The organism is Cesiribacter andamanensis AMV16 (assembly GCF_000348925.1).
Lineage (GTDB): Bacteria > Bacteroidota > Bacteroidia > Cytophagales > Cyclobacteriaceae > Cesiribacter > Cesiribacter andamanensis.
On sequence record NZ_AODQ01000086.1, the window covers coordinates 1 to 19,256 of the forward strand.

A 19,256-nucleotide genomic window follows, 5' to 3' on the forward strand; every position below is an offset into this window, starting at 1 on the left:
GATTAAAATAGTCATAGTTTCAAAAGCTGCCTTTACTAAATTTTACTGGTCAGGTTCATTAGATATTAATAAGCCTCGAATACAATGTCACCAATCCCCCTGCCCCCTACGCGGGCCGCCCTTCGCCAAGGGGGATTTCGTACGTTATCCTTCTTTAGGTAAAGAGCTTAATCCATAATTCACGTTTTTTTATTTATTATCCCGCTAAAAAATTCGGGATAACTCATGTTTTATGTAAGTATAGGACCGTTTCTGTATGCGTATACCGAATTAATTTTTTATTACCCAGCTATGTCCTGAGGCCGGACTACAGGATCACCCCATCCTCGATCTCGTATTTGAAATCGGCCATATCGGCCAGCTGCTGGTTATGGGTTACAATTACAAAGGTCTGCCCCATTTCTTCCCGCAGCTGAAAAAACAGGTGGTGCAGTTCATCGGCACTGTGAGAATCCAGGTTGCCGCTGGGCTCATCGGCAAATACCAGGGCCGGCTTGTTGATAAGCGCCCGGGCTACGGCCACCCGCTGCTGCTCGCCCCCGCTCATCTGGCCTGGCTTGTGGTGCAGGCGCTGGCCAAGGCCCAGCTTCTGCAGCAGGGCAGTTGCCTCCTGCCGCACCTGCTCTTCGGGCCGGTTATCGGCAATAAAACCAGGCATGGCCGCATTTTCCAGGGCAGTGAACTCGGGTAGCAGGTTGTGAAACTGAAAGATAAAGCCAATGTTACTGTTGCGGAACCGGCTGAGCTCCCGGGCATTCATGCCCCGATGCAGGGGCTGGCCCTTTATCTGAAGGCTTCCGCCATCGGGCGTATCCAGGGTACCCAGTATGTGCAGCAGCGTACTTTTGCCGGCTCCGGAGGCCCCTACGATGGAGACTATCTCCCCCTGCTTTACGTGCAGGTTGATTCCCTTCAGCACCTGAAGGTCGCCGTATGATTTAATGATATTTTCAGCTATGAGCATGTGGGTTCAAGTATACGAAAAAAAGGGGCGGCTGTCGAGAGCCGCGCTGTTAAATCCGCTCAGGAACTGGTATTATTGTTGCTTACAACTCACCATCACTTTTTTCTAATCCCTATGAAATCATTTGCTGCTCTCCCCTTTCTTGCCCTGCTGCTGATGTTGGGCGCCTGCCAACCCGCTTCGCTTGAGAGCGATGCCCCTGCCAATGGCGAACCCATCACTGCTGAGGCCACCCTGCGCTGGACGGGCATGCTGGCTGCCGATGGCTGTGGCTTTTTTCTGGACATTAATGGCAAGGAGTACAAACCCAGCAATGAAGAGGCAATACCCGAGTCCTTTCAGCAGACCGATAGCAGCCCGGTGGTGGTCACCTATCGCCTGCTGGAGAAGCCCCTGGAATATAGCTGTGGCATGATGCCTGCCCGCTTTGCCAGCAACCTCCACATCCTGGAGATCCGCCCCGCAGACTAAGCCACGGGCCAGGCTGGAGCGGCTCCGGGCCAGGCCCTCTCCCGCGTCAGCCTGCTGCCTCATCCCCAGCCAATTAAATTTATTTTATCCCAGCACAATAAAGGCCGGCTTGCAGCATTGTAGAGAAATACATTGCCTGGAAGCACATGTTTCCGGACTTATTTTCATCTTATGGCTATGAAAAAAACGGTTTTATCCCTTGCGCTGCTGGCTGCAGTAGCCTTTAGCAGCTGCGAAAAGCAGGACGATCTTGTACTAACCCCTGCCAATCCGCTGGAAACACAGCTTGCAGGCAGCTGGGCAATCAGCAGCGAGTATAGCAAGGACTATCAGGAAACCTATGAAGCTGACAAGGAATTTGCGGCAATCTGGAATAAACATTTTGTAAGAACCCTTGTCATCAAAAACGACAAAACCTATGATGTGGTAGGGCCCGATGGCAAACTGACCGCAGGCGGTGCCTGGGCGCTATCGGATGAAAATGTGCTCACCTTCATCAATGAAGCAGAAGAAGGGGTGTCAACTGCTTTTGAAGCCAGCCTGTCGCCCGATGGCAAGCTCCTGCTGCAGGATGAGCATGTGCTGCTGACTCACATACGAAACCTGAACTAACACACACGCTCCAAGCCGCTCCCAGCCGGCTTTTTTTTTGCATTAACCCCTGCCAAAGTGCCAATAAGTGCCAGAATAGGCTATATTTAACTGCACGCTACTGCCTGCGGTGCATTTTTAACCCCCTCTCTTCCATGACCACCCGCCTTTTTTCATTTCTGCTGCTGATTCTGCTGGCAAGTTGCCAGGACATGCGCACCCAGACCACTGATGCAATTGTACATCCTGAGGCCCGCCACCCCTTCTCCTGGCAAAATGCCACGGTCTATTTTCTGCTGACCGACCGCTTTCACAATGGCAACCCAGCCAATGATGCGGCCCTGCAACGCACCAAACCCACGCCGCCGCTGCGGGGTTTTGCCGGGGGAGATATTGCCGGCATTACCCAAAAGCTGCGGGAGGGCTATTTTGATTCGCTGGGCATCACCGCCATCTGGATGACCCCTCTGGTAGAGCAGATACAGGGAGCGGTAGATGAAGGCCAGGGCGCCACCTATGGCTACCATGGCTACTGGGCCAGGGACTGGACCCGCCTTGACCCTGCCTTTGGTACCGAGGCCGAGCTGCAGGAGATGGTGGCCACAGCCCACCAGCAGCGCATTCGGGTACTGTTTGATGTAGTGCTGAACCATACCGGACCCGTAACCGAACAGGACCCCGCCTGGCCCGAAAGCTGGGTGCGCCAAAGCCCCCCCTGTACCTATACCGGTTATGAGACCACCACCGCCTGCACCCTGGTAAAAAACCTGCCCGACATCCGCACGGAACGCAACGAAGCCGTAGACCTGCCCCCGCAGCTGCTGCAAAAATGGGAGGCTGAAGGGCGTCTGCAGCAGGAGACCGAGTCACTGAATGCTTTTTTTGCCAGCAGTGGCTACCCCCGCGCCCCGCGCTACTATCTCCTTAAATGGCTGGTAGACCTGGTGCATAAATATGGTGTGGATGGCTTTCGGGTAGATACCGCCAAACATACCGAGCCCGAGATCTGGGGCGAACTGCAGAAAGAAGCCCAAAAAGCCTTTGCCGAGTGGAAAGCCCGCAATCCCGGGCAGGTGCTGGATGATGCCGATTTCTTTCTGGTGGGTGAGGTATATGGTTTTGGCGCCGGCGGCGAGCGGGCCTATGATTTCGGCGACCGCAAGATCGATTATTATCAGCATGGCTTTCACTCACTGATCAACTTTGCCTTTAAATGGGATGCCGGACGGGAGCAGCCTGCCCGGCAGAGCGAGTTGGAGACAGCCCGCAGCTATGAGCAGTTATTTGCCAAATACGATGCCCTGCTGCGGGAGGGCTCGCTGGCGGGGGTAGGGGTGCTCAACTACCTGAGCTCGCACGATGATGGCGATCCCTTTGACCGGGACCGTACAAGGGGCTGGGAGTCGGCCATCAAGCTGTTGCTATCGCCAGGAGCAGCCCAGGTGTATTATGGCGATGAAACCAACCGCCCCCTTGCCATTGCAGGGGCTGAGGGCGATGCCAACCTGCGTTCCTTTATGAACTGGCAGGCCCTGGAACAGGATGCTGCCGTGCAGGAAAATTTCAGGCACTGGTCTCGCCTGGGTCAGTTTCGCAGACGGCACCTGGCCGTGGGAGCCGGCCTGCATCAGCAGCTTCGGGAGCAACCCTATCTTTTTTCCAGAACCTATGCTGCGGGTGGTGTACAGGATCAGGTGCTGGTAGCCCTGCAGCTTCCGCAGGGCCCCAAGACCGTACCGGTGCATGGCGTTTTTGCTGAAGGGGAGCGGGTGCGGGATGCCTACTCCGGAGCCGATGCCCGGGTAGAGGCGGGCAGTCTTAGCTTTGACACCCCCTACCCCCTGCTGCTACTGGAACGCTGGTAAGCAGCCCTTAGCAACCAACCCTTTGTCCTCCAGGACTGTCTTTTTAAAAAAAGCCTATGATCCTCCCGCATAAACGCTCCTTTCTACCGCTGCTGACAGCTGTACTGCTGCTGGCACTTCCCGGCTGCCAGAGCGATCCCTTTGTTCAGGAAACAACCTGCCCCGAAGAACTGATGTGTACGGAAGTTTTTGTAACGGTTGGCATCCGCCTCACCACCCCTCAGGGCGATCCGGTTGTACTGGACAGCTATGAGACCAAAAATTTGCAGACCGGGCAGGTGTACCAATTTAATGAGGAATACGGCTCGCAGCAGGCCTACTACCCGGTGCTTACCGATGCCCAGCTGCGCGATGTGCGAAAAGAAGGCAGCAGCTTCGAATTTACCGGCCTTCAAGGGGGTGCGGTGGTGGTACGGGAGCGCTACCTAATCGGGCACGACTGCTGCCACCTGGTGCTGCTGGAAGGGAAGCAGGAGCTTCAGATAGGGGCCAGGTGAGGGAAGGGTAGCTCCTGGGGGCTATTTTCTTTCTCCGAACAATCAGATCGGCTTTTTGTTAAGGTCCAATAAGCCGCTATGCTGGAGTCTTGAGCCCTGCTACCCCAATGCGCTGGTGCTGCTGCCCGCCCATGTAGTTGGAGGTTTCATCAGACCATACGTCTGCAAAGCGCTCGGCGCCCTGCACTGCAGGCCAGTCCGGCGGCATTGTTCCATCAGGACGCTGCTTACCCTTTGGCAGGCTTCCCTTTACGCCCAGTATTTTGCGAAAGATCGAGCCCCTTCATTCCCCCCTTGCCCTCCCCCCTGCTCTGCTGCTTTTTGCCCGCCACAAGTATGGACAGCTGCTGGCTGTCCTGGTCTGGGTATTTGTGGTAAGTGGCATCTTGTTGCGTGTTTTTCACTACATCGATAACCGCTCGCTCTGGATTGACGAGATCTACCTGATCACCAGCATCCTAAAAACCGACTTTATGGGGCTTACCCAGCCAGAGCTAGCCTACCAGCAAAAGGCCCCAATTGGTTTTTTGTGGCTGGTAAAACTCTCGGTGATTCTTCTGGGAGAAGATGAACGGGCGCTGCGGCTGGTACCCCTGCTGTGTGGCATAGCCTCGCTCTTTGCGTTTCTACCGGTGGCCCGGTACTTTCTCAAACCCCTGGGGGTGGTGCTTGCCATGGGCATACTGGCCCTGGCCCCGCCCCTGGTCTACCACAGTGTGGAGGTAAAACAATATGGCATGGAATTGCTGGCCACCGTACTGGCCCTTTATCTCTACAGCCGCTATCATAACAAAAAAGACTGGGTCAGCCTGCTGGGCTTTGGGTGGATGGGGGCTGTGCTCCTCTGGTTTTCGTTTTCTGCCATCTTTATTTTGGCCGGTATGGCTATTGGTACCAGCCTGTACTTCCTCTACCGTAAGCGCTGGCGCTTGCTTAGGCGCTTTCTGCTTCCCTTTTCGCTCTGGCTTGTCAGTTTTGTTATCAACTTTTTGCTCTTTACCCACAAGCACGCCGAGCAGGAGTGGCTGGTGAACTGGTTTAGGGTGCGGGGCGGATTTGCCCCGGTGGATTTTTTTTCAGAGGCAGGGCTCCTTTGGCTCATGAAAGCCTTATACCGCCTGCTCGATTACCCCCCTGGGCATCATCTGGAATGCCAACGCCTTTAAATCATTTATCAACACCCCTGTAGAAATCTTCCTGAAGATGGGGCTGATCTGGTTGTTTTTCTGGGGCATTGGCATGCTGCTTTTTTACCGCAAAAGCCTAAAGGTATTCCTGGCCCTGCTTTTTCCCCTCCTGCTTACCCTTCTGGCTACGTTGCTGGACCTATACCCCTTCATGGAGCGAATGCTTGTTTTTCTGGCGCCCATTCCCATTCTGTTCATTGCCAAAGGCTGCCAGCACTGCACCCATCTGATTCCCGCCCGCTTTTCGGCTCGTTATGTCCTGCCTGCCCTGCTGCTGCTCTGGCCGGTCTGGGGCTCGGCCAACCAGCTGGCCAAACCTCACCACCTGGGCAGCTACAAAAACTCCAATTATCGGGAAGCCCTGCTGCACATCAATGAACACTATCGGGAGGGCGATATCGTATACGTCTACTGGAACATTGCGCACGCCTATGCCTACTACAGACACGCCTACCAGCTTGGCTATACAGCGGTAGAGCTTGGCGACATCAAAAATCAGGTAAACAGCCGGCACGAATACCTGACCTATTTGCAGCCGCATCTGGAGAAAGCCCGAAACAAAAAGCGCATCTGGTTTATCCATGAACGCTTTCTTACCCTCAACATTGGTGATTTTGATGACCAGCCCCCCTGGTACCATGAAATGGGAACAAAAGCAGGGGCCGCTCCCCTTGGGGCCCTGGCCGCCATGGGCAGTGAGTCTGTTGCCTACCTGGGGTCTAATGTACGGGTGATCCTTGTAGAAGTGCAGGACCAGCCCCAAACCAGTATTCCTCCCACTAGAAGCCAGACAGGCCCTAGACAATAGGGGGGCGCCCCTGCTGCTAAAGCCAGGGTCAATAGGGCCGGAATTCCTTTGGCATCCGCTGCAGACTTGCGCTCCCAGGTTTGTAAACCTGCCGGATAAGCCGTAGATTCGGGCAAAAATTTTTAGTACGGATGAACATACACGAATATCAGGGCAAGGAACTCCTGAAAAAATGGGGTGTGAAAATTCAGGAAGGCTATGTGGCCGACTCTCCCGAGGAGGCAAAAAAAGTAGCCCAGAAACTGAAGGACGAAACCGGTACTGGTTGGTTTGTGATCAAAGCACAGATCCATGCAGGTGGCCGGGGCAAAGGCAAAGTACAGGAAACCGGCTCCAATGGAGTGGTACTGGCCAAAAGCCTCGATGAAGTCCCTGAAAAAGCGAAAGGCATCCTCAACGGCACGCTGGTAACCATCCAGACCGGTCCGGAAGGTAAAAAGTAAATAAAGTACTTGTTGCCCAGGATGTATACTACCCTGGCGAAAGCAAGCCCAAGGAATATTATCTGTCCATACTGCTGGACCGCTCCAAGAGCCGCAATGTGATCATGGCCTCTACCGAAGGGGGTATGGACATTGAGGAAGTGGCAGAGCATACGCCCGAAAAGATCATCAAGGAGTGGATAGACCCGGCCATAGGCCTGCGTCCGTTCCAGGCCAGCAAAGTGGCTTTCCAGCTGGGGCTGGAGGGCAAGGCACACAAAGAGATGGTGAAATTTATCACCTCCCTTTACAACGCCTACATCAACAGCGATGCCTCTCAGTTTGAGATCAACCCCGTGCTGAAAACCTCAGATGATCAGATTCTGGCGGTAGATGCCAAAGTAAACCTGGACGACAACGCCCTGTACCGCCAGAAAGAACTGGCTGCCATGCGCGATGTTACCGAAGAAGATCCCCTGGAGGTAGAAGCCGGCGAGAGCGGCCTGAACTATGTGAAGCTGGACGGCAACGTAGGCTGTATGGTAAACGGCGCCGGTCTGGCCATGGCCACCATGGACATCATCAAACTGTCGGGCGGCGAGCCTGCCAACTTCCTGGACGTAGGCGGCGGAGCCAATGCCCAGACGGTAGAAGCTGGCTTCCGCATCATTCTGCAGGACCCCAATGTAAAGGCCATCCTCATCAACATCTTTGGCGGTATTGTACGCTGTGACCGTGTAGCCAATGGCGTAGTGGAAGCCTATAAGAAAATTGGTGACATCCACGTACCCATCATTGTACGGCTGCAGGGCACCAATGCCGAAGAAGGTGCCCGCATCATTGATGAGAGCGGCCTGCAGGTAAAATCGGCCGTTGTGCTGAAAGACGCCGCCGAGCGTGTTAAAGAAGCCCTGCAGGGAGCATAATCCCTGATCCTACATACACACAAAAAGCCAGCGCTCCTCCCGGGCGCTGGCTTTTTGTATCTATAGCATCTTCAGGTAAAAGAAAACTTGTAACTCCATTTAAAAAACCTCATCCTCATACAGCTCGGCCAGAAAAATGCTACTTCCATCCTTGTTCAGGTGCAGGTAGTCCGAAAACATGGCATCCTGCCGGATTAGTCCAGAATAATCTTCCACTTCATATCCCGTGGCGGTTTCAATAGTGGCCAGGAACTGGTCCAGGTTGCTGATCTTTTTCAGGTAGCCGGGATAGTAGGGGCCCATGACCAGGTTAACGGTCACCCCCTTGCGTTCGGCCACCTCTATGATGTGGCGCAGGTCCCGCATCCGGTCTTTGGTGATCCGGAAAGATACCCGATCCAGGTCCCGGCTGTTGCGGGCCATGGTGGCACTGATCTGCTTGTCCAGGATCCAGTCGTCGTCAGTTTTAGCAAGGTAGTACAGGGCCCGGTGAAACACTTCTGAGTTAAAGCGATAGAGGCTAAAGATCTGGGAGGCCGTACTGGTTTCTTCGGAGCTGCGCTCGATGAGCTTATCCAGGCGGGGCGAAAGCGACTCATAGGCCTTAAAGCTGTTGGTGATCTGCTCCTCCGTTTTGGTAAGCATGCTTACATCTACTACCAGCACACTGGGGGTGTAGCGATCCAGGTAATCTTCTACCAGCGCCCGGCCTACCGAGATCGGCAGGGCATTATAGCTGAGGTTAAAAATGGTTCTGCCGGAGAGCTTTTCCATTTCAGGTTCGTAAAAGGCATGGCCGCGGGAGTTTCCCAGCACCACCACATCGGCCTGAGCCGTACCGCCATAGAGCCTGGAGTAGCGAAAGTTGCTTTCCAGCAGCAGCCATTCCAGTCCGGCACCCAGCAGGCGGTCGCCAATAAAGGTTACGGGAACCAACAGCAGCAGCACCAGCATGCTGGAGCGAACAAACCTGGCTTTTGCCCCTCGCTGGTTTACCCCTTTGGTTTGCACAAGGGATTGGCGGTATGGGCGAAGCGCTCTGCTAAGCATTCCCTGAGCGATAGATCTCATAGTTTAAAATTGAAAGTAGATGAACTGTGAATTGGTGAAGGAGCCAAAAAGGGCTATGAACCAGATAATGCTGGCATAGGCAGCCAGCCGAAAGGCCGGGTAGCGCAGCATGATCTTGGAGAGGTTTACCCGCAGGCTGATGTATTCCACCACCAGCAGCAGTGCAATGAGGGCCACCCCTTTGGCAATGATGAATTTATTGGGCAGAGCAGAGAATGAGAGGTCGGAAATAGAGGCAATCTTGCTAAGCACCAGGCTGGCCGTTGCAAAATCGGGACTTCTGAAGAATACCCAGGCCAGACAGGTGAGTGAATACACCAGGGCAATGCTTAGCACCGCATTCAGCAGGCGGGGCAGGCGAATGCCCAGCGCCGCCCTGGCCCACTCCACTACCCGTTGCAGAATGAGGTAGGTGCCGTGCAGAAAGCCCCAGAACACAAAAGTCCAGCTGGCGCCGTGCCAGAGCCCGCCCAGCAGCATGGTCAGCATCAGGTTTCGGTAGGTCTTGAACTGCCCGCCCCGGTTGCCCCCCAGGGGAATGTAGAGATAATCCCTGAGCCAGCGGGAAAGGGTAATGTGCCAGCGTTCCCAAAACTCACTGAAGCTCTTGGAGAAGTAGGGCATTCTGAAGTTGAGCGGAAATTTAAAGCCCAGCATCCGGGCCAGGCCAATGGCAATATCAGAATAGCCCGAAAAGTCGCAGTAGATCTGGAAGGAATAGAAAATTACGCCCAGCAACAGGTAGAGGGGCGGATAATTTTCCGGATAGGCAAAGGCCGCATCAACAAAAACAGCCAGCGAATCGGCAATCACTACTTTTTTGAACAAGCCCACCAGTACAATGGACAGGCCGGCCTGGAAGTTATACAGGTCAAAGCGTTTATCCGTGCGCAGCTGGTGCAGCATATCACTGGCCCGCACAATGGGGCCGGCCAGCAGCTGCGGAAAAAAGGAGATGTAGGTGGCATAGGTAACGAAGTCCTTTTCGGCTGCCAGCCGCCTGCGGTACACATCTACCGTATAGCTCATGGACTGGAAGGTGTAAAAGGAAATGCCCACCGGCAGTATGATCTGCAGCAGCTGGTAATTGGCATGAAAGCCCAGGTAGTTTAACAACTCCAGGGTAGAATCCATAAAGAAGTTGAAGTACTTGAAACAGGCCAGTATGCCCAAATTTACCAGTATGCTTAGCAGCAGCAGTTTTTTTCGCCTGCCCCCCTCCTGCGAGCGCTCCAGTGCCCGGGCTACTGTAAAGTCAAGCGTGGTTGAAAAGAGGATGAGCACCAAAAAGCGATAGTCCCACCAACTGTAAAAAAAGTAGCTGGAGAGCAGGCAAAAGAGCAATCTGTACCGGCCCTTTAGCGTAAAATATATTGGTACAAAAACAAGAATAAAGACTAAAAAGGGAACGCTATTGAATATCACGGTTCAATACCATTTAAGTAAAAAAAATGCCGAAACAGGCACTAAAGGGCATACTAACGGGCTGTGATCACCTATCCTCCACATCATCCGTTTAGCGGATACCACGCGCTGCTTCTTCAACCTAAACGCAGCAAGCCGGGCTTTGTTAAATAAGAGCCTACAAATTTTTTATACTTTTCCCGGATTGCACCTCCACAGGACCCCGCTTGTAAAATACAACATACAGCTTGTTATAATGCTTTAGACCAACCGTTTGCCGGCAAAATGTCCTTTGTTGATCGGTCGCACAACAGCCCTTGCTATACTGTATTTCATGGGGAAAAAGTCTACAGGCTGCGGCATAGCCAGCTTGCCCCTAAGCGGTATATTTTAGTGCTGTGGAAAAAATACACGTTTTAAAACGTAACAATAAAGAAACAGAAGCGGTTTAATGGCTAATGGGTCAATGTAGCCTACCTGGCTGCAGGTATTCCCTCTTTTTATGGTTTTCTTACCCTCTGTTGCTCTGTTCAGGTTCATCCCTGCGCAGCGGCAATCGTATAACGATCCGCCATGGTGCAGCCTGCCCGTAGGGGTAGTGGGAGGGTAGATTTTTAGGTGATCATTTGTACCAGTTTGCGTACTGTTTCATGCTGCTAATCTTACTGGCCTGGCTGTATATCCTTATTTTAAGCTACCTCTACGGTCATGCCCTTTTGGGGTTTTTCCGCTATGTAAGCCAGGAAAAGTCCGATGTGCATTTTTCCATTCATCTACTTGCCGGGCTGGCGCTGCTTGCTACTTTCACCAGCTACCTGTCGCTCTTCATCAGCATAGGGCTGCTTGCCAACCTGCTGCTGCTTGGGGGTGCGGGTATCATTCTGCTGGTGGATTGGCGGGCTCTGCGCACCAGCCTTGGCACCTATCTGCAGGAGATCCGGCAGGCACCCCCTGCCTTCTACCTCTTTACCGCCCTGGTGGTGTTTATAGGCCTTATGCTATCGGCCGTGCCCGATACCAAGTATGATGAAGGCCTCTACTATATACAAACCATTAAGTGGATGGAGCAGTATCCGGCCATTACCGGCCTGGGCAACCTGCACGCCAAGCTTTCCTTTAACTCTGCCTGGCATACCCTTTCGGCACTCTTTACATTTTCGTTCCTGGGCCTTAGCCTCTATGATCTGAACGGCCTGTTTCTGCTGATCATCAGCCTATACGCCCTGGGGGGGCTGCGCAAGATCCTGAGCGGCAAGTTTAGCTTCAGCAATTTTTTTAGGCTGGTTACCCTCATTCCCCTGCACCTGCTGATGGAGAATGTACTCTCGCCCTCACCCGATTTTGTAATTCCCTTCCTGATCTGGACCATCCTGGCTCTGTTTATCACCAAGCTTGAACTGCGCAGGCTTTACCAGTTTGATGTAAACAGCCTGCTCATTCTGCTGCTGTCCGTATTTGCGGTAACGGTAAAGTTATCGGCTGCTCCCATACTGCTGCTTCCCCTGTCGCTGCTGGTGCTGCAGCTGGTTAGGGGGGGCAAGCTCATGCTCCCCTGGAGTCTGCTGATCGTGCTTTTTCTTACCCTTCCCTGGTTTACGCGCAACGTTATCAGCTCGGGCTATCTGGTATACCCCCTTTACCAGCTTGATCTGTTTGCCGTAGACTGGAAGATCCCCAGGGAGCTGGTAGCACTGGAGGTGCTGGAGACCCGTTCCTTTGCCAAGATCCGTCAGATGCGGTTTGAAGAAGTTGACAAATTATCCCTGCACCAGTGGCTTCCTTACTGGTTTTCGCAGCTGCAGCCCTCTGAACAAGGAGCAGCCCTCCTGAACCTGCTCATTGCCTTTTGCCTTCCGCTGTACCTGTATCTTTCCTACTACAGAGGCCGGCTGAGCCAGCCAGTGCTGGGCTATGGCTTGCTTATGCTGACGGTCTACGGGGGTATTCTGTTCTGGTTTTTCAGCGCGCCCCATTTCAGGTATGGCATAAGCTTTACCCTTGTACTCTCGCTGCTGTGCCTGAGCCAGGTGCTGCTGCAGCTTAGCAGGCGGTACCAGCTGGATCTGCGCTTTCGGCTGGCGCAGCGCACCTACAGGATACTGCCCCTGCTGATGCTCTTTTTCCTGGTAAAACCGGCCTATGATGCCATGCGGTATTATTTTAAACACCCGGGCTACTTTTTGGTAACCCCGGGGGGCCTTCCGGAGTATACACTGCAGGTAGTGGAGCAAAATGAACTTTCCGTATACGTGCCGGAAGCCTCTGCCCAGTGCTGGGATGCCCCCCTGCCCTGCGCTCCCTTTTTTGTAGATGGGTTGCAGCTGCGCACAGAATCCCTGCGGGGAGGATTTCGGATAGACCGGGCCAACCCGGATGCCTACAGCAGCAAGCGCCTGGAAAGCATGCGCATCAACGGCCATGACTACAACAAACTGATATACAAACCCAACGCCCGATGACGTTTGACTGGAACACTATAGACGTAGTGATTTTTGATGTGGACGGCACTCTGTACAACCAGTCCCGCCTGCGCCGGCAAATGACCCGCAGCCTGCTGAGCCATTATGCCCTGCGCCCCTGGCAGGCCTATGACCTGCAGGTGATCCGCATCTTCAGAAAGGAGCGGGAAAAAATGTGCCTGGACCAGGTCAGCAATCTGGAGGAGGCGCAGTACCAGCGCTGTGCCCAAAAAATAAATGTTGCCCCACAGAAGGTAAAGCAAATCATCTCAAAGTGGATGTACCAGGCCCCCCTCCCACACCTGCAGGCCTGCAGCTATCCGGGCATTCAAATGTTCTTTAACGCTATGAAAAAGAGGGGAATAAAGATTGCCATCTACTCCGATTACCCGGCTACCGATAAGCTGGCGGCCATGGGGCTGGAGGCCGATCTGGTAGTAGCCTCTACCGATGAAAGCATAGATGCCCTAAAACCTAATCCTGCCGGACTCAGTTATATACTAACAACATTTAATACCACACCTGAGCGTTGCTTGTTTTTTGGCGATCGGGACGAGCTGGATGGAGCATGTGCACGGCAGGCAGGCATGCCTTACTACATTTTGACAGAGACGGACAAACAAACCAATTTTTATAGCGCTCTTGCTGAGAGCGTGGCAACGCCTCAGCCTGTTTAACCTACTACAACCTACACAAGAACTACCTGATATGGAACAGAACTATGCCAAAACGCAGCCCAAGGCAGTTGCACTGGAGAAAGGCAAATCCTCACTTAAAGACTATATCGCCCTGGCCCGGCCCGACCACTGGTTCAAAAATGTATTTATGCTGCCCGGCATGCTGTTTGCCGTTATTTACTTTAATGTAGCCTTTACCCTGGAGCTGCTGGTAGCTGTACTGGTAGGTGTAATCAGCACCTGCCTGATCGCCTCTGCCAACTATGTGATCAACGAGTGGCTGGATGCTGAGTTTGACCGCTTCCATCCTGTTAAGAAATTTCGCCCCTCAGTTACCAAAAACCTGTCGGCGCAGTATGTCTACCTGCAGTATGCCCTCATCGCCTCCCTGGGCCTTACACTGGCCTATTACATTTCATGGCCGTTCTTTCTCACCTCGGCCTTGCTGCTGGTGATGGGCATCCTGTACAATGTACGCCCGGTGCGCACCAAGGACAAACCCTTTATTGATGTGCTGTCGGAGTCAATAAACAATCCCATCCGTTTTGCCCTGGGCTGGTTCATCTTTGTGCCTACCAATATTCCGCCCACCTCGGTACTGGTAGCCTACTGGATGGGCGGTGCCTTCCTGATGGCGGTGAAGCGTTTTTCCGAATACCGCTTTATCAACGATCCGCAGGTGGCCGGCTCCTACCGCAAGTCGTTTAAGTATTATACTGAAAACAGCCTGCTGATCTCCTCCTTCTTTTATGCCCTTACCTCGGCTTTCTTCCTGGGGATCTTCCTGGTGAAGAACCGCATTGAGCTGCTGATCAGCTTCCCCTTCTTTGCCCTGCTGTTTGCCTGGTACCTAAAAATTGGCCTGCAGGCCGATTCGCCGGCGCAAAAGCCCGAAAAACTGTACAAGCAGAAGAAGTTCAGGTGGTTTGTGCTGTTCCTGGGCCTGCTGCTGGTAGCGCTTATTCTCATCGACATACCAGCCCTGCACTGGTTCCTGCGCAACAACTTCAACTAAGCCCATAAAACAAACCCAGACGAACAGGCCGCTACCCCACAGTAGCGGCCTTTGTCTTTTACGCTTTGAAAAAAGCGAGTATCTTGTCGGGATAATGCAGCGGCTGCAGCTGCATCTCACTAGTCTTTTCCCGATATGAACAAACCCCTACTTGCTCTATGCCTGGCTTTGCTGTCAGCCTGTGCCACCTCCAGCCCGGAAGAAGCCGCAGGAACTCCCATGGACCAGCTGGCCGAACGCTACGTAAAGACCCTGCTGTTCATAGGCCAGTATGATAGCGACTTTATAGATGCCTATTACGGCCCCGAGGAGTGGCGCCCCACCCCTGCCGCTTCCCCCACCGGCCCCCTGCCGGCCGATTCCCTGCTGGCAGTGCTCCGGAACCTGCAGCAGGAACTTGCCCGGCACACCGTCGGCAGCCCCGACCCACAGGTGCAGCGCCGGGTTGAGATGCTGCAAAACAGCTACTGGCCGTTTGTACCAAGGTAGAGATGATGCAGGGCAAAGAATACCCCTTTGATGAGGAAGCCAAACGCCTCTACGATGCGCAGCCGCCCCACTACCCCCAGGCCTATTTTGATTCGCTGCTGGCAGCCATTGGGCAGGAGCTGCCGGGTAGCGGCTCGGTAAGCGAGCGCTGGCTGGCTTACCGCAGCGGCTTTGCCATTCCCAAAGAAAAGCTGGATACGGTTTTTAAGACCGCCATAGCCGAAGCCCGCCGCCGCACCAAAGCACATTATGCCCTGCCCGCAGAGGAGAATTTCAGGGTGGAGTATGTAACAGGCAAGCCCTGGTCGGGCTACAACTACTATCAGGGCGGAGGCTACAGCCTTATCCAGCTCAATACCGACCATGCCATTTACATTGAGCGTGCCGTAGACCTGGCCTGCCATGAGGGCTATCCCGGCCACCATGTATTCAATGTGCTGCTGGAAGAAGAGCTGGTGAACCGCCGCGGCTGGATGGAATATTCCATTTACCCCCTCTTCAGTCCGCAGTCGCTCATTGCAGAAGGCAGTGCTAATTACGGAATTGAGGTGGCCTTTCCGGACGCCGAGCGGCTGGCTTTTGAAAAAGAAGTGCTCTTTCCGCTGGCTGGCCTCAACCCGGCCGAGGCTGAGCGCTACTACAGCATTCTGCAGAAGATCGCCCACCTGAATTTTGCCGGTAACGAAGCCGCCCGCCTGTACCTCAACGGCAGCCTGAGCCGGCAGCAGACCGCCGACTGGCTGGTAACCTATACCTTTTATGATCCGGGTAAGGCCCTGCAGCGTACTGAATTCATTGACCGCTACCGCAGCTATGTGATCAATTACAACCTGGGCCAGGAGCTGGTGAGCAGATGGGTAGAGCGCCAGGGTGGCACCGCCCAGGATCCGCAGCGGCGCTGGGACGTATTCAGGGAACTGCTTTCCAACCCCTACTCGGCCTCCATGCTGCAGTAGGGGGTAGAAAAAATAGAGGCTGGCAGCTGCTGTCAGCCTCCTTTTTTTAACCCAAAACATACTACCTTACTGCTTTAGAGCATCTCTATGATCCGCTACCAGCTTGCCCGTACCCGGCAGGAGCTGCAGCAGGTACTTGCGCTGCAACAGCAAAACCTGCCCTCCGTGCTGCCTGATGATGCCCTGGCCTCCCAGGGCTTTGTTACCGTAGCCCACCCCCTGCCCCTGCTACAGCAAATGAATGCTGCAGCCCCCGCCATCCTGGCCAAAGAGGGCCAGCAGCTGGCAGGCTACTGCCTGGCCATGACCCGGGCGTTCCGCAATGACATACCGGTCCTGATCCCCATGTTTGAGGTGATTGATGGGCTACAGCTGCAGGGCCGGGCGCTGAAGGAGGTGAACTACCTGGTATGTGGTCAAATCTGCGTAGCGGAGGGCTACAGGGGCCAGGGAATCTTTGACGGCCTGTACCAGCAGCTTCGCCAGCACTACGCCCAGCAGTATCCCCTGCTGCTCACCGAAATCGCAGCCCGCAACCCCCGCTCCCTGCGGGCACATCAGCGCCTGGGCTTTACCACTTTTCATACCTACCAGGCTCCCGATGGAGAGGTCTGGGAACTGGTGGCCTGGCAGTGGTAGCCCGGCCTTTTACCTTTCCCATCGGGTAGCCATACTACGGCCAGGAGCCGCCTGGCCTGTGGAAAAGATCAGCTTTTTCCCTTTCAAAAAAGTATACAAAACGGACTAAATTTTGCAAAAAGCCACTTTTTCCGCAGAATTCGCTACCCAATCCTTAGCTTGTAGCCTAATCGTTGTATATTACATGTTTAAACAACATATCTGTTTACCAATCCTATAATCATGCATACAGAGGTATTTTGGAAAAGATCCAGAATCCGGCAAGGGCTTAGCGTACTGCTTTTGGGCAGCATGCTGGCCAGTTGTACGGCAACTCAACAACCTGCCGCCACGGCCCAGACCCCCAATGGAGGGGCCACCGCCGCAGGGGGTGGCAATGGCAAGGCAGCCACCATCAAGCCTTATAACAAGGTGATCACCGAGCAGGCCCAGACCGATGAGGGGCTCTTTAAGGTGCACAAGGTAGATGCCAAATACTACTACGAGATCCCCGACTCGCTCATGGGCCGTGATATGCTGCTCATTACCCGCATCTCCAAAACCGCCAACCGCATTGGCTATGGTGGTGAAAAGCTGAACTCGCAGGTGATCCGCTGGGAGCGCAAGGACAAAAAAATGCTCATGCGCCTGGTGAGTTACGACAACGTAGCCAACGACTCGCTGCCCATATTCCAGTCGGTGGCCAACTCTAACTTTCAGCCCATTCTGCAGGCCTTTGACATTGAGGCCCTGGCGCCTGAAAACAAAGGCGTGGTGATTGATGTCACCCCTCTCTTTACCAAAGATGTGCCCTCTATTGGCCTGGATGATAACCGCCGGAAAAGCTATAAGGTAAGCCGCCTGGATGAGAGCCGCACCTTTATTGAAAGCATCAAGAGCTACCCCATAAACGTAGAGGCCCGGCATGTACTTACCTACAATGCCACCGAGCCCCCATCCGAGAGCCGCTCCGGCACTATTTCGCTGGAGATTAACAACTCCATGCTGCTGCTACCCGAGCGCCCCATGATGCCGCGCCTGGCCGATAACCGGGTGGGCTATTTCAGCACCAGCCAGGTAGATTATGGCCTGGATGAGCAGCGGGCCAAGCGCCGTACCTACATTGTGCGCTGGCGCCTTGAGCCAAAAGACGAGGACATGGAAGCCTACAAGCGTGGCGAGCTGGTAGAACCCAAGAAGCAGATCGTGTACTACATTGATCCGGCCACTCCCGAAAAATGGCGCCCCTACCTGAAGCAGGGGGTAGAAGACTGGCAGGTTGCCTTTGAGGCCGCCGGTTTCAAGAATGCCATCATTGCCAAAGACCCCCCCAGCCTGGAAGAAGACCCGGACTGGAGCCCCGAGGATGCCCGCTATTCGGTGATCCGCTACTTTGCCTCTGATATTCAGAATGCCTACGGACCCAATGAGCACGACCCCCGCTCCGGCGAGATCCTGGAAAGCGACATTGGCTGGTACCACAACGTAATGAACCTGCTGCGCAACTGGTACTTTATCCAGACGGCTGCCATCAACCCCAATGCGCAAAAGACCAAGTTTGATGATGAGGTAATGGGCCGCCTGATCCGTTTTGTATCGGCACATGAGGTAGGCCACACCCTGGGTCTGCCCCACAACATGGGCTCCAGCAATGCCTACCCGGTAGATTCACTGCGCTCCGCCAGCTTTACGGCCAAAATGGGTACGGCTCCCTCCATTATGGACTACGCCCGCTTTAACTACATTGCCCAGCCCGAAGACAAAGGCGTAGCCCTCTATCCGGAGATCGGACCGTATGACAAATGGGCGGTGAAGTGGGGCTACACCTACTTTCCCGAAGCGGCCACACCTGATGCCGAAAAAGACAAGCTGAATGCCTGGATCAAGGAGCGCGCCGGCGATAAGCTGTACCGCTACGGCCGCCAGACCGGCAACCCCATTGACCCCCGCTCGCAGACCGAAGACCTGGGCGACAATGCCATGAAGGCCAGCACCTACGGCATCAACAACCTGAAGCGGGTGATGGACCAGCTGGTGACCTGGACCTCAGAAGACGGCAAGAACTACGAAGACCTGGACGAGCTCTACAAGCAGGTGATCGGCCAGTGGAACCGCTACATGGGCCACGTAAGCAGCAATATTGGCGGGGTATATGAAAACAACAAGACCTATGATCAGGAAGGCTTTGTGTACGAGCCCGTACCGGTAGCCACCCAGAAAGAAGCGGTGAAATTCCTGAACGAGCAGGCCTTTAAAACCCCTGAGTGGATGCTGAACACTGACATTCTGCGCCGCATTGAAGGCACCGGTAGCGTAGAGCGGATCAAAAATCTGCAGGAAGGCATCCTTACCCGGGTGCTGGATCCGGGCCGCCTGGGCCGCCTCATAGAAGCCAAGGAGCTGGACCGCAACAACTACGGCATGACCAACCTGTTTGACGATCTGCGCCCCGGCATCTGGACCGAGCTGAGCAGTGGCCGCAGCGCCGATGTATACCGCCGCAACCTGCAGCGGGTGTACGTAGCCCAGTTGAGCAAGCTGATGCAGGAAGAGCAGCAGCAGGTACCTGCACGGGCACAGGCCTTTATGGGCTTTACCCAGGTAGATGTGGAGAATTCCGACATCCGGCCCGTGGTGCGCGCCGAACTGCAGCGCCTGCAGCGCGATCTGCGCGCCGCCCAGGGCCGCACGTCCGATACCCTCACCCGCTACCACTACCAGGACCTGGTACAGCGCATTGAAGATGTGCTAAACCCACGCCGCCAGTAGTCATCCAATTTAGTTCACTACTACAAACATGAATCATCCCGAATTTTGAAAGGATGAAATTTGAAGC

17 protein-coding genes and 1 pseudogene are annotated in these 19,256 nt (G+C 54.3%); 14 read left to right on the plus strand and 4 right to left on the minus strand.

Features of this window, described 5'->3' with window-relative positions; genetic code table 11:
• Positions 1-307: 307 nt before the first annotated feature.
• A complete protein-coding gene (locus ADICEAN_RS14570) occupies positions 308-964 on the minus strand; it encodes an ABC transporter ATP-binding protein (protein ID WP_009196391.1) in 657 nt (218 codons plus the stop codon).
• Between the two features lie 114 nt (positions 965-1,078).
• Between ADICEAN_RS14570 and ADICEAN_RS14575 the strand changes: the two genes are divergently transcribed.
• The 4 genes from ADICEAN_RS14575 to ADICEAN_RS14590 all read left to right on the plus strand — a co-directional run bounded on the left by ADICEAN_RS14575 (position 1,079) and on the right by ADICEAN_RS14590 (position 4,388).
• Positions 1,079-1,435, plus strand: coding sequence for a hypothetical protein (locus ADICEAN_RS14575; RefSeq protein ID WP_009196392.1), 357 nt, complete (start codon positions 1,079-1,081; stop codon positions 1,433-1,435).
• Positions 1,436-1,612: 177 nt separating this feature from the next.
• Positions 1,613-2,047: a hypothetical protein gene (locus ADICEAN_RS14580; RefSeq protein WP_040397385.1), complete on the plus strand. Its 435-nt coding sequence runs from the start codon at positions 1,613-1,615 to the stop codon at positions 2,045-2,047.
• Between the two features lie 134 nt (positions 2,048-2,181).
• Positions 2,182-3,891, plus strand: coding sequence for an alpha-amylase family glycosyl hydrolase (locus ADICEAN_RS14585; RefSeq protein ID WP_009196394.1), 1,710 nt, complete (start codon positions 2,182-2,184; stop codon positions 3,889-3,891).
• A 56-nt stretch (positions 3,892-3,947) separates the two neighbouring features.
• A complete protein-coding gene (locus ADICEAN_RS14590) occupies positions 3,948-4,388 on the plus strand; it encodes a hypothetical protein (protein WP_009196395.1) in 441 nt (146 codons plus the stop codon).
• Positions 4,389-4,464: 76 nt separating this feature from the next.
• On the opposite strand, the gene ADICEAN_RS23585 is transcribed toward ADICEAN_RS14590, so the two are convergent.
• Complete coding sequence (locus ADICEAN_RS23585) at positions 4,465-4,596, minus strand: hypothetical protein (protein WP_262486192.1); 132 nt, start codon at positions 4,594-4,596, stop codon at positions 4,465-4,467.
• A gap of 55 nt (positions 4,597-4,651) precedes the next feature.
• Here ADICEAN_RS23585 and ADICEAN_RS14595 point away from each other — a divergent pair, with 55 nt between their 5' ends.
• The 3 genes and pseudogenes from ADICEAN_RS14595 (at position 4,652) to sucC (ending at position 7,731) form a co-directional block, all read left to right on the plus strand.
• Positions 4,652-5,554 carry a glycosyltransferase family 39 protein gene (locus ADICEAN_RS14595; RefSeq protein ID WP_009196396.1) on the plus strand — a complete coding sequence of 301 codons (903 nt, stop codon included), beginning with the start codon at positions 4,652-4,654 and terminating at the stop codon, positions 5,552-5,554.
• A 37-nt stretch (positions 5,555-5,591) separates the two neighbouring features.
• Entirely contained in the window at positions 5,592-6,383 is a 792-nt protein-coding gene (locus tag ADICEAN_RS14600; RefSeq protein ID WP_009196397.1) for a hypothetical protein, read from the plus strand.
• A gap of 131 nt (positions 6,384-6,514) precedes the next feature.
• Positions 6,515-7,731 (plus strand): annotated as a pseudogene (gene sucC / locus ADICEAN_RS14605) (ADP-forming succinate--CoA ligase subunit beta).
• Between the two features lie 99 nt (positions 7,732-7,830).
• Here sucC and ADICEAN_RS14610 read toward each other — a convergent pair.
• Positions 7,831-8,802, minus strand: a complete 972-nt coding sequence (locus ADICEAN_RS14610) for a hypothetical protein (protein ID WP_152426448.1) — start codon at positions 8,800-8,802, stop codon at positions 7,831-7,833.
• Positions 8,803-8,805: 3 nt separating this feature from the next.
• Entirely contained in the window at positions 8,806-10,086 is a 1,281-nt protein-coding gene (locus ADICEAN_RS14615; RefSeq protein ID WP_236612928.1) for an MBOAT family O-acyltransferase, read from the minus strand.
• Positions 10,087-10,856: 770 nt separating this feature from the next.
• Between ADICEAN_RS14615 and ADICEAN_RS14620 the strand changes: the two genes are divergently transcribed.
• The 7 genes from ADICEAN_RS14620 to ADICEAN_RS14645 all read left to right on the plus strand — a co-directional run bounded on the left by ADICEAN_RS14620 (position 10,857) and on the right by ADICEAN_RS14645 (position 19,189).
• Complete coding sequence (locus tag ADICEAN_RS14620) at positions 10,857-12,665, plus strand: LIC_10190 family membrane protein (RefSeq protein WP_009196402.1); 1,809 nt, start codon at positions 10,857-10,859, stop codon at positions 12,663-12,665.
• The gene (locus ADICEAN_RS14625; protein WP_009196403.1) at positions 12,662-13,342 is read left to right on the plus strand and encodes an HAD family hydrolase; all 681 of its coding nucleotides are present in this window, start codon (positions 12,662-12,664) and stop codon (positions 13,340-13,342) included. The genes ADICEAN_RS14620 and ADICEAN_RS14625 overlap by 4 nt, the downstream gene beginning before the upstream one ends.
• Positions 13,343-13,373: 31 nt before the next feature.
• On the plus strand, positions 13,374-14,357 hold the full coding sequence (locus ADICEAN_RS14630) for a UbiA prenyltransferase family protein (RefSeq protein WP_009196404.1): 984 nt from the start codon (positions 13,374-13,376) through the stop codon (positions 14,355-14,357).
• 135 nt (positions 14,358-14,492) lie between these two features.
• Positions 14,493-14,846 carry a hypothetical protein gene (locus tag ADICEAN_RS21395; protein ID WP_009196405.1) on the plus strand — a complete coding sequence of 118 codons (354 nt, stop codon included), beginning with the start codon at positions 14,493-14,495 and terminating at the stop codon, positions 14,844-14,846.
• 2 nt (positions 14,847-14,848) lie between these two features.
• Entirely contained in the window at positions 14,849-15,802 is a 954-nt protein-coding gene (locus ADICEAN_RS14635) for a hypothetical protein (RefSeq protein WP_009196406.1), read from the plus strand.
• A gap of 87 nt (positions 15,803-15,889) precedes the next feature.
• Positions 15,890-16,441, plus strand: a complete 552-nt coding sequence (locus ADICEAN_RS14640; protein ID WP_009196407.1) for a GNAT family N-acetyltransferase — start codon at positions 15,890-15,892, stop codon at positions 16,439-16,441.
• A 222-nt stretch (positions 16,442-16,663) separates the two neighbouring features.
• Positions 16,664-19,189 (plus strand): zinc-dependent metalloprotease, encoded by a 2,526-nt coding sequence (locus tag ADICEAN_RS14645; RefSeq protein WP_009196408.1) that lies wholly within the window; start codon positions 16,664-16,666, stop codon positions 19,187-19,189.
• Positions 19,190-19,256: the final 67 nt, after the last annotated feature.

Excerpts from the sequence above, each read along its gene's own strand:
- ADICEAN_RS14620 (WP_009196402.1), top strand. The coding sequence starts at position 10,857 with ATGCTGCTAATCTTACTGGCCTGGCTGTATATCCTTATTTTAAGCTAC.
- ADICEAN_RS21395 (WP_009196405.1), top strand. The coding sequence starts at position 14,493 with ATGAACAAACCCCTACTTGCTCTATGCCTGGCTTTGCTGTCAGCCTGT.
- ADICEAN_RS14585 (WP_009196394.1), top strand. The coding sequence starts at position 2,182 with ATGACCACCCGCCTTTTTTCATTTCTGCTGCTGATTCTGCTGGCAAGT.
- ADICEAN_RS23585 (WP_262486192.1), bottom strand. The coding sequence starts at position 4,596 with ATGCCGCCGGACTGGCCTGCAGTGCAGGGCGCCGAGCGCTTTGCAGAC.
- ADICEAN_RS14635 (WP_009196406.1), top strand. The coding sequence starts at position 14,849 with ATGATGCAGGGCAAAGAATACCCCTTTGATGAGGAAGCCAAACGCCTC.
- ADICEAN_RS14645 (WP_009196408.1), top strand. The coding sequence starts at position 16,664 with ATGCATACAGAGGTATTTTGGAAAAGATCCAGAATCCGGCAAGGGCTT.
- ADICEAN_RS14625 (WP_009196403.1), top strand. The coding sequence starts at position 12,662 with ATGACGTTTGACTGGAACACTATAGACGTAGTGATTTTTGATGTGGAC.
- ADICEAN_RS14575 (WP_009196392.1), top strand. The coding sequence starts at position 1,079 with ATGAAATCATTTGCTGCTCTCCCCTTTCTTGCCCTGCTGCTGATGTTG.
- ADICEAN_RS14630 (WP_009196404.1), top strand. The coding sequence starts at position 13,374 with ATGGAACAGAACTATGCCAAAACGCAGCCCAAGGCAGTTGCACTGGAG.
- ADICEAN_RS14600 (WP_009196397.1), top strand. The coding sequence starts at position 5,592 with ATGGGGCTGATCTGGTTGTTTTTCTGGGGCATTGGCATGCTGCTTTTT.
- ADICEAN_RS14570 (WP_009196391.1), bottom strand. The coding sequence starts at position 964 with ATGCTCATAGCTGAAAATATCATTAAATCATACGGCGACCTTCAGGTG.
- ADICEAN_RS14580 (WP_040397385.1), top strand. The coding sequence starts at position 1,613 with ATGAAAAAAACGGTTTTATCCCTTGCGCTGCTGGCTGCAGTAGCCTTT.
- ADICEAN_RS14590 (WP_009196395.1), top strand. The coding sequence starts at position 3,948 with ATGATCCTCCCGCATAAACGCTCCTTTCTACCGCTGCTGACAGCTGTA.
- ADICEAN_RS14610 (WP_152426448.1), bottom strand. The coding sequence starts at position 8,802 with ATGAGATCTATCGCTCAGGGAATGCTTAGCAGAGCGCTTCGCCCATAC.
- ADICEAN_RS14640 (WP_009196407.1), top strand. The coding sequence starts at position 15,890 with ATGATCCGCTACCAGCTTGCCCGTACCCGGCAGGAGCTGCAGCAGGTA.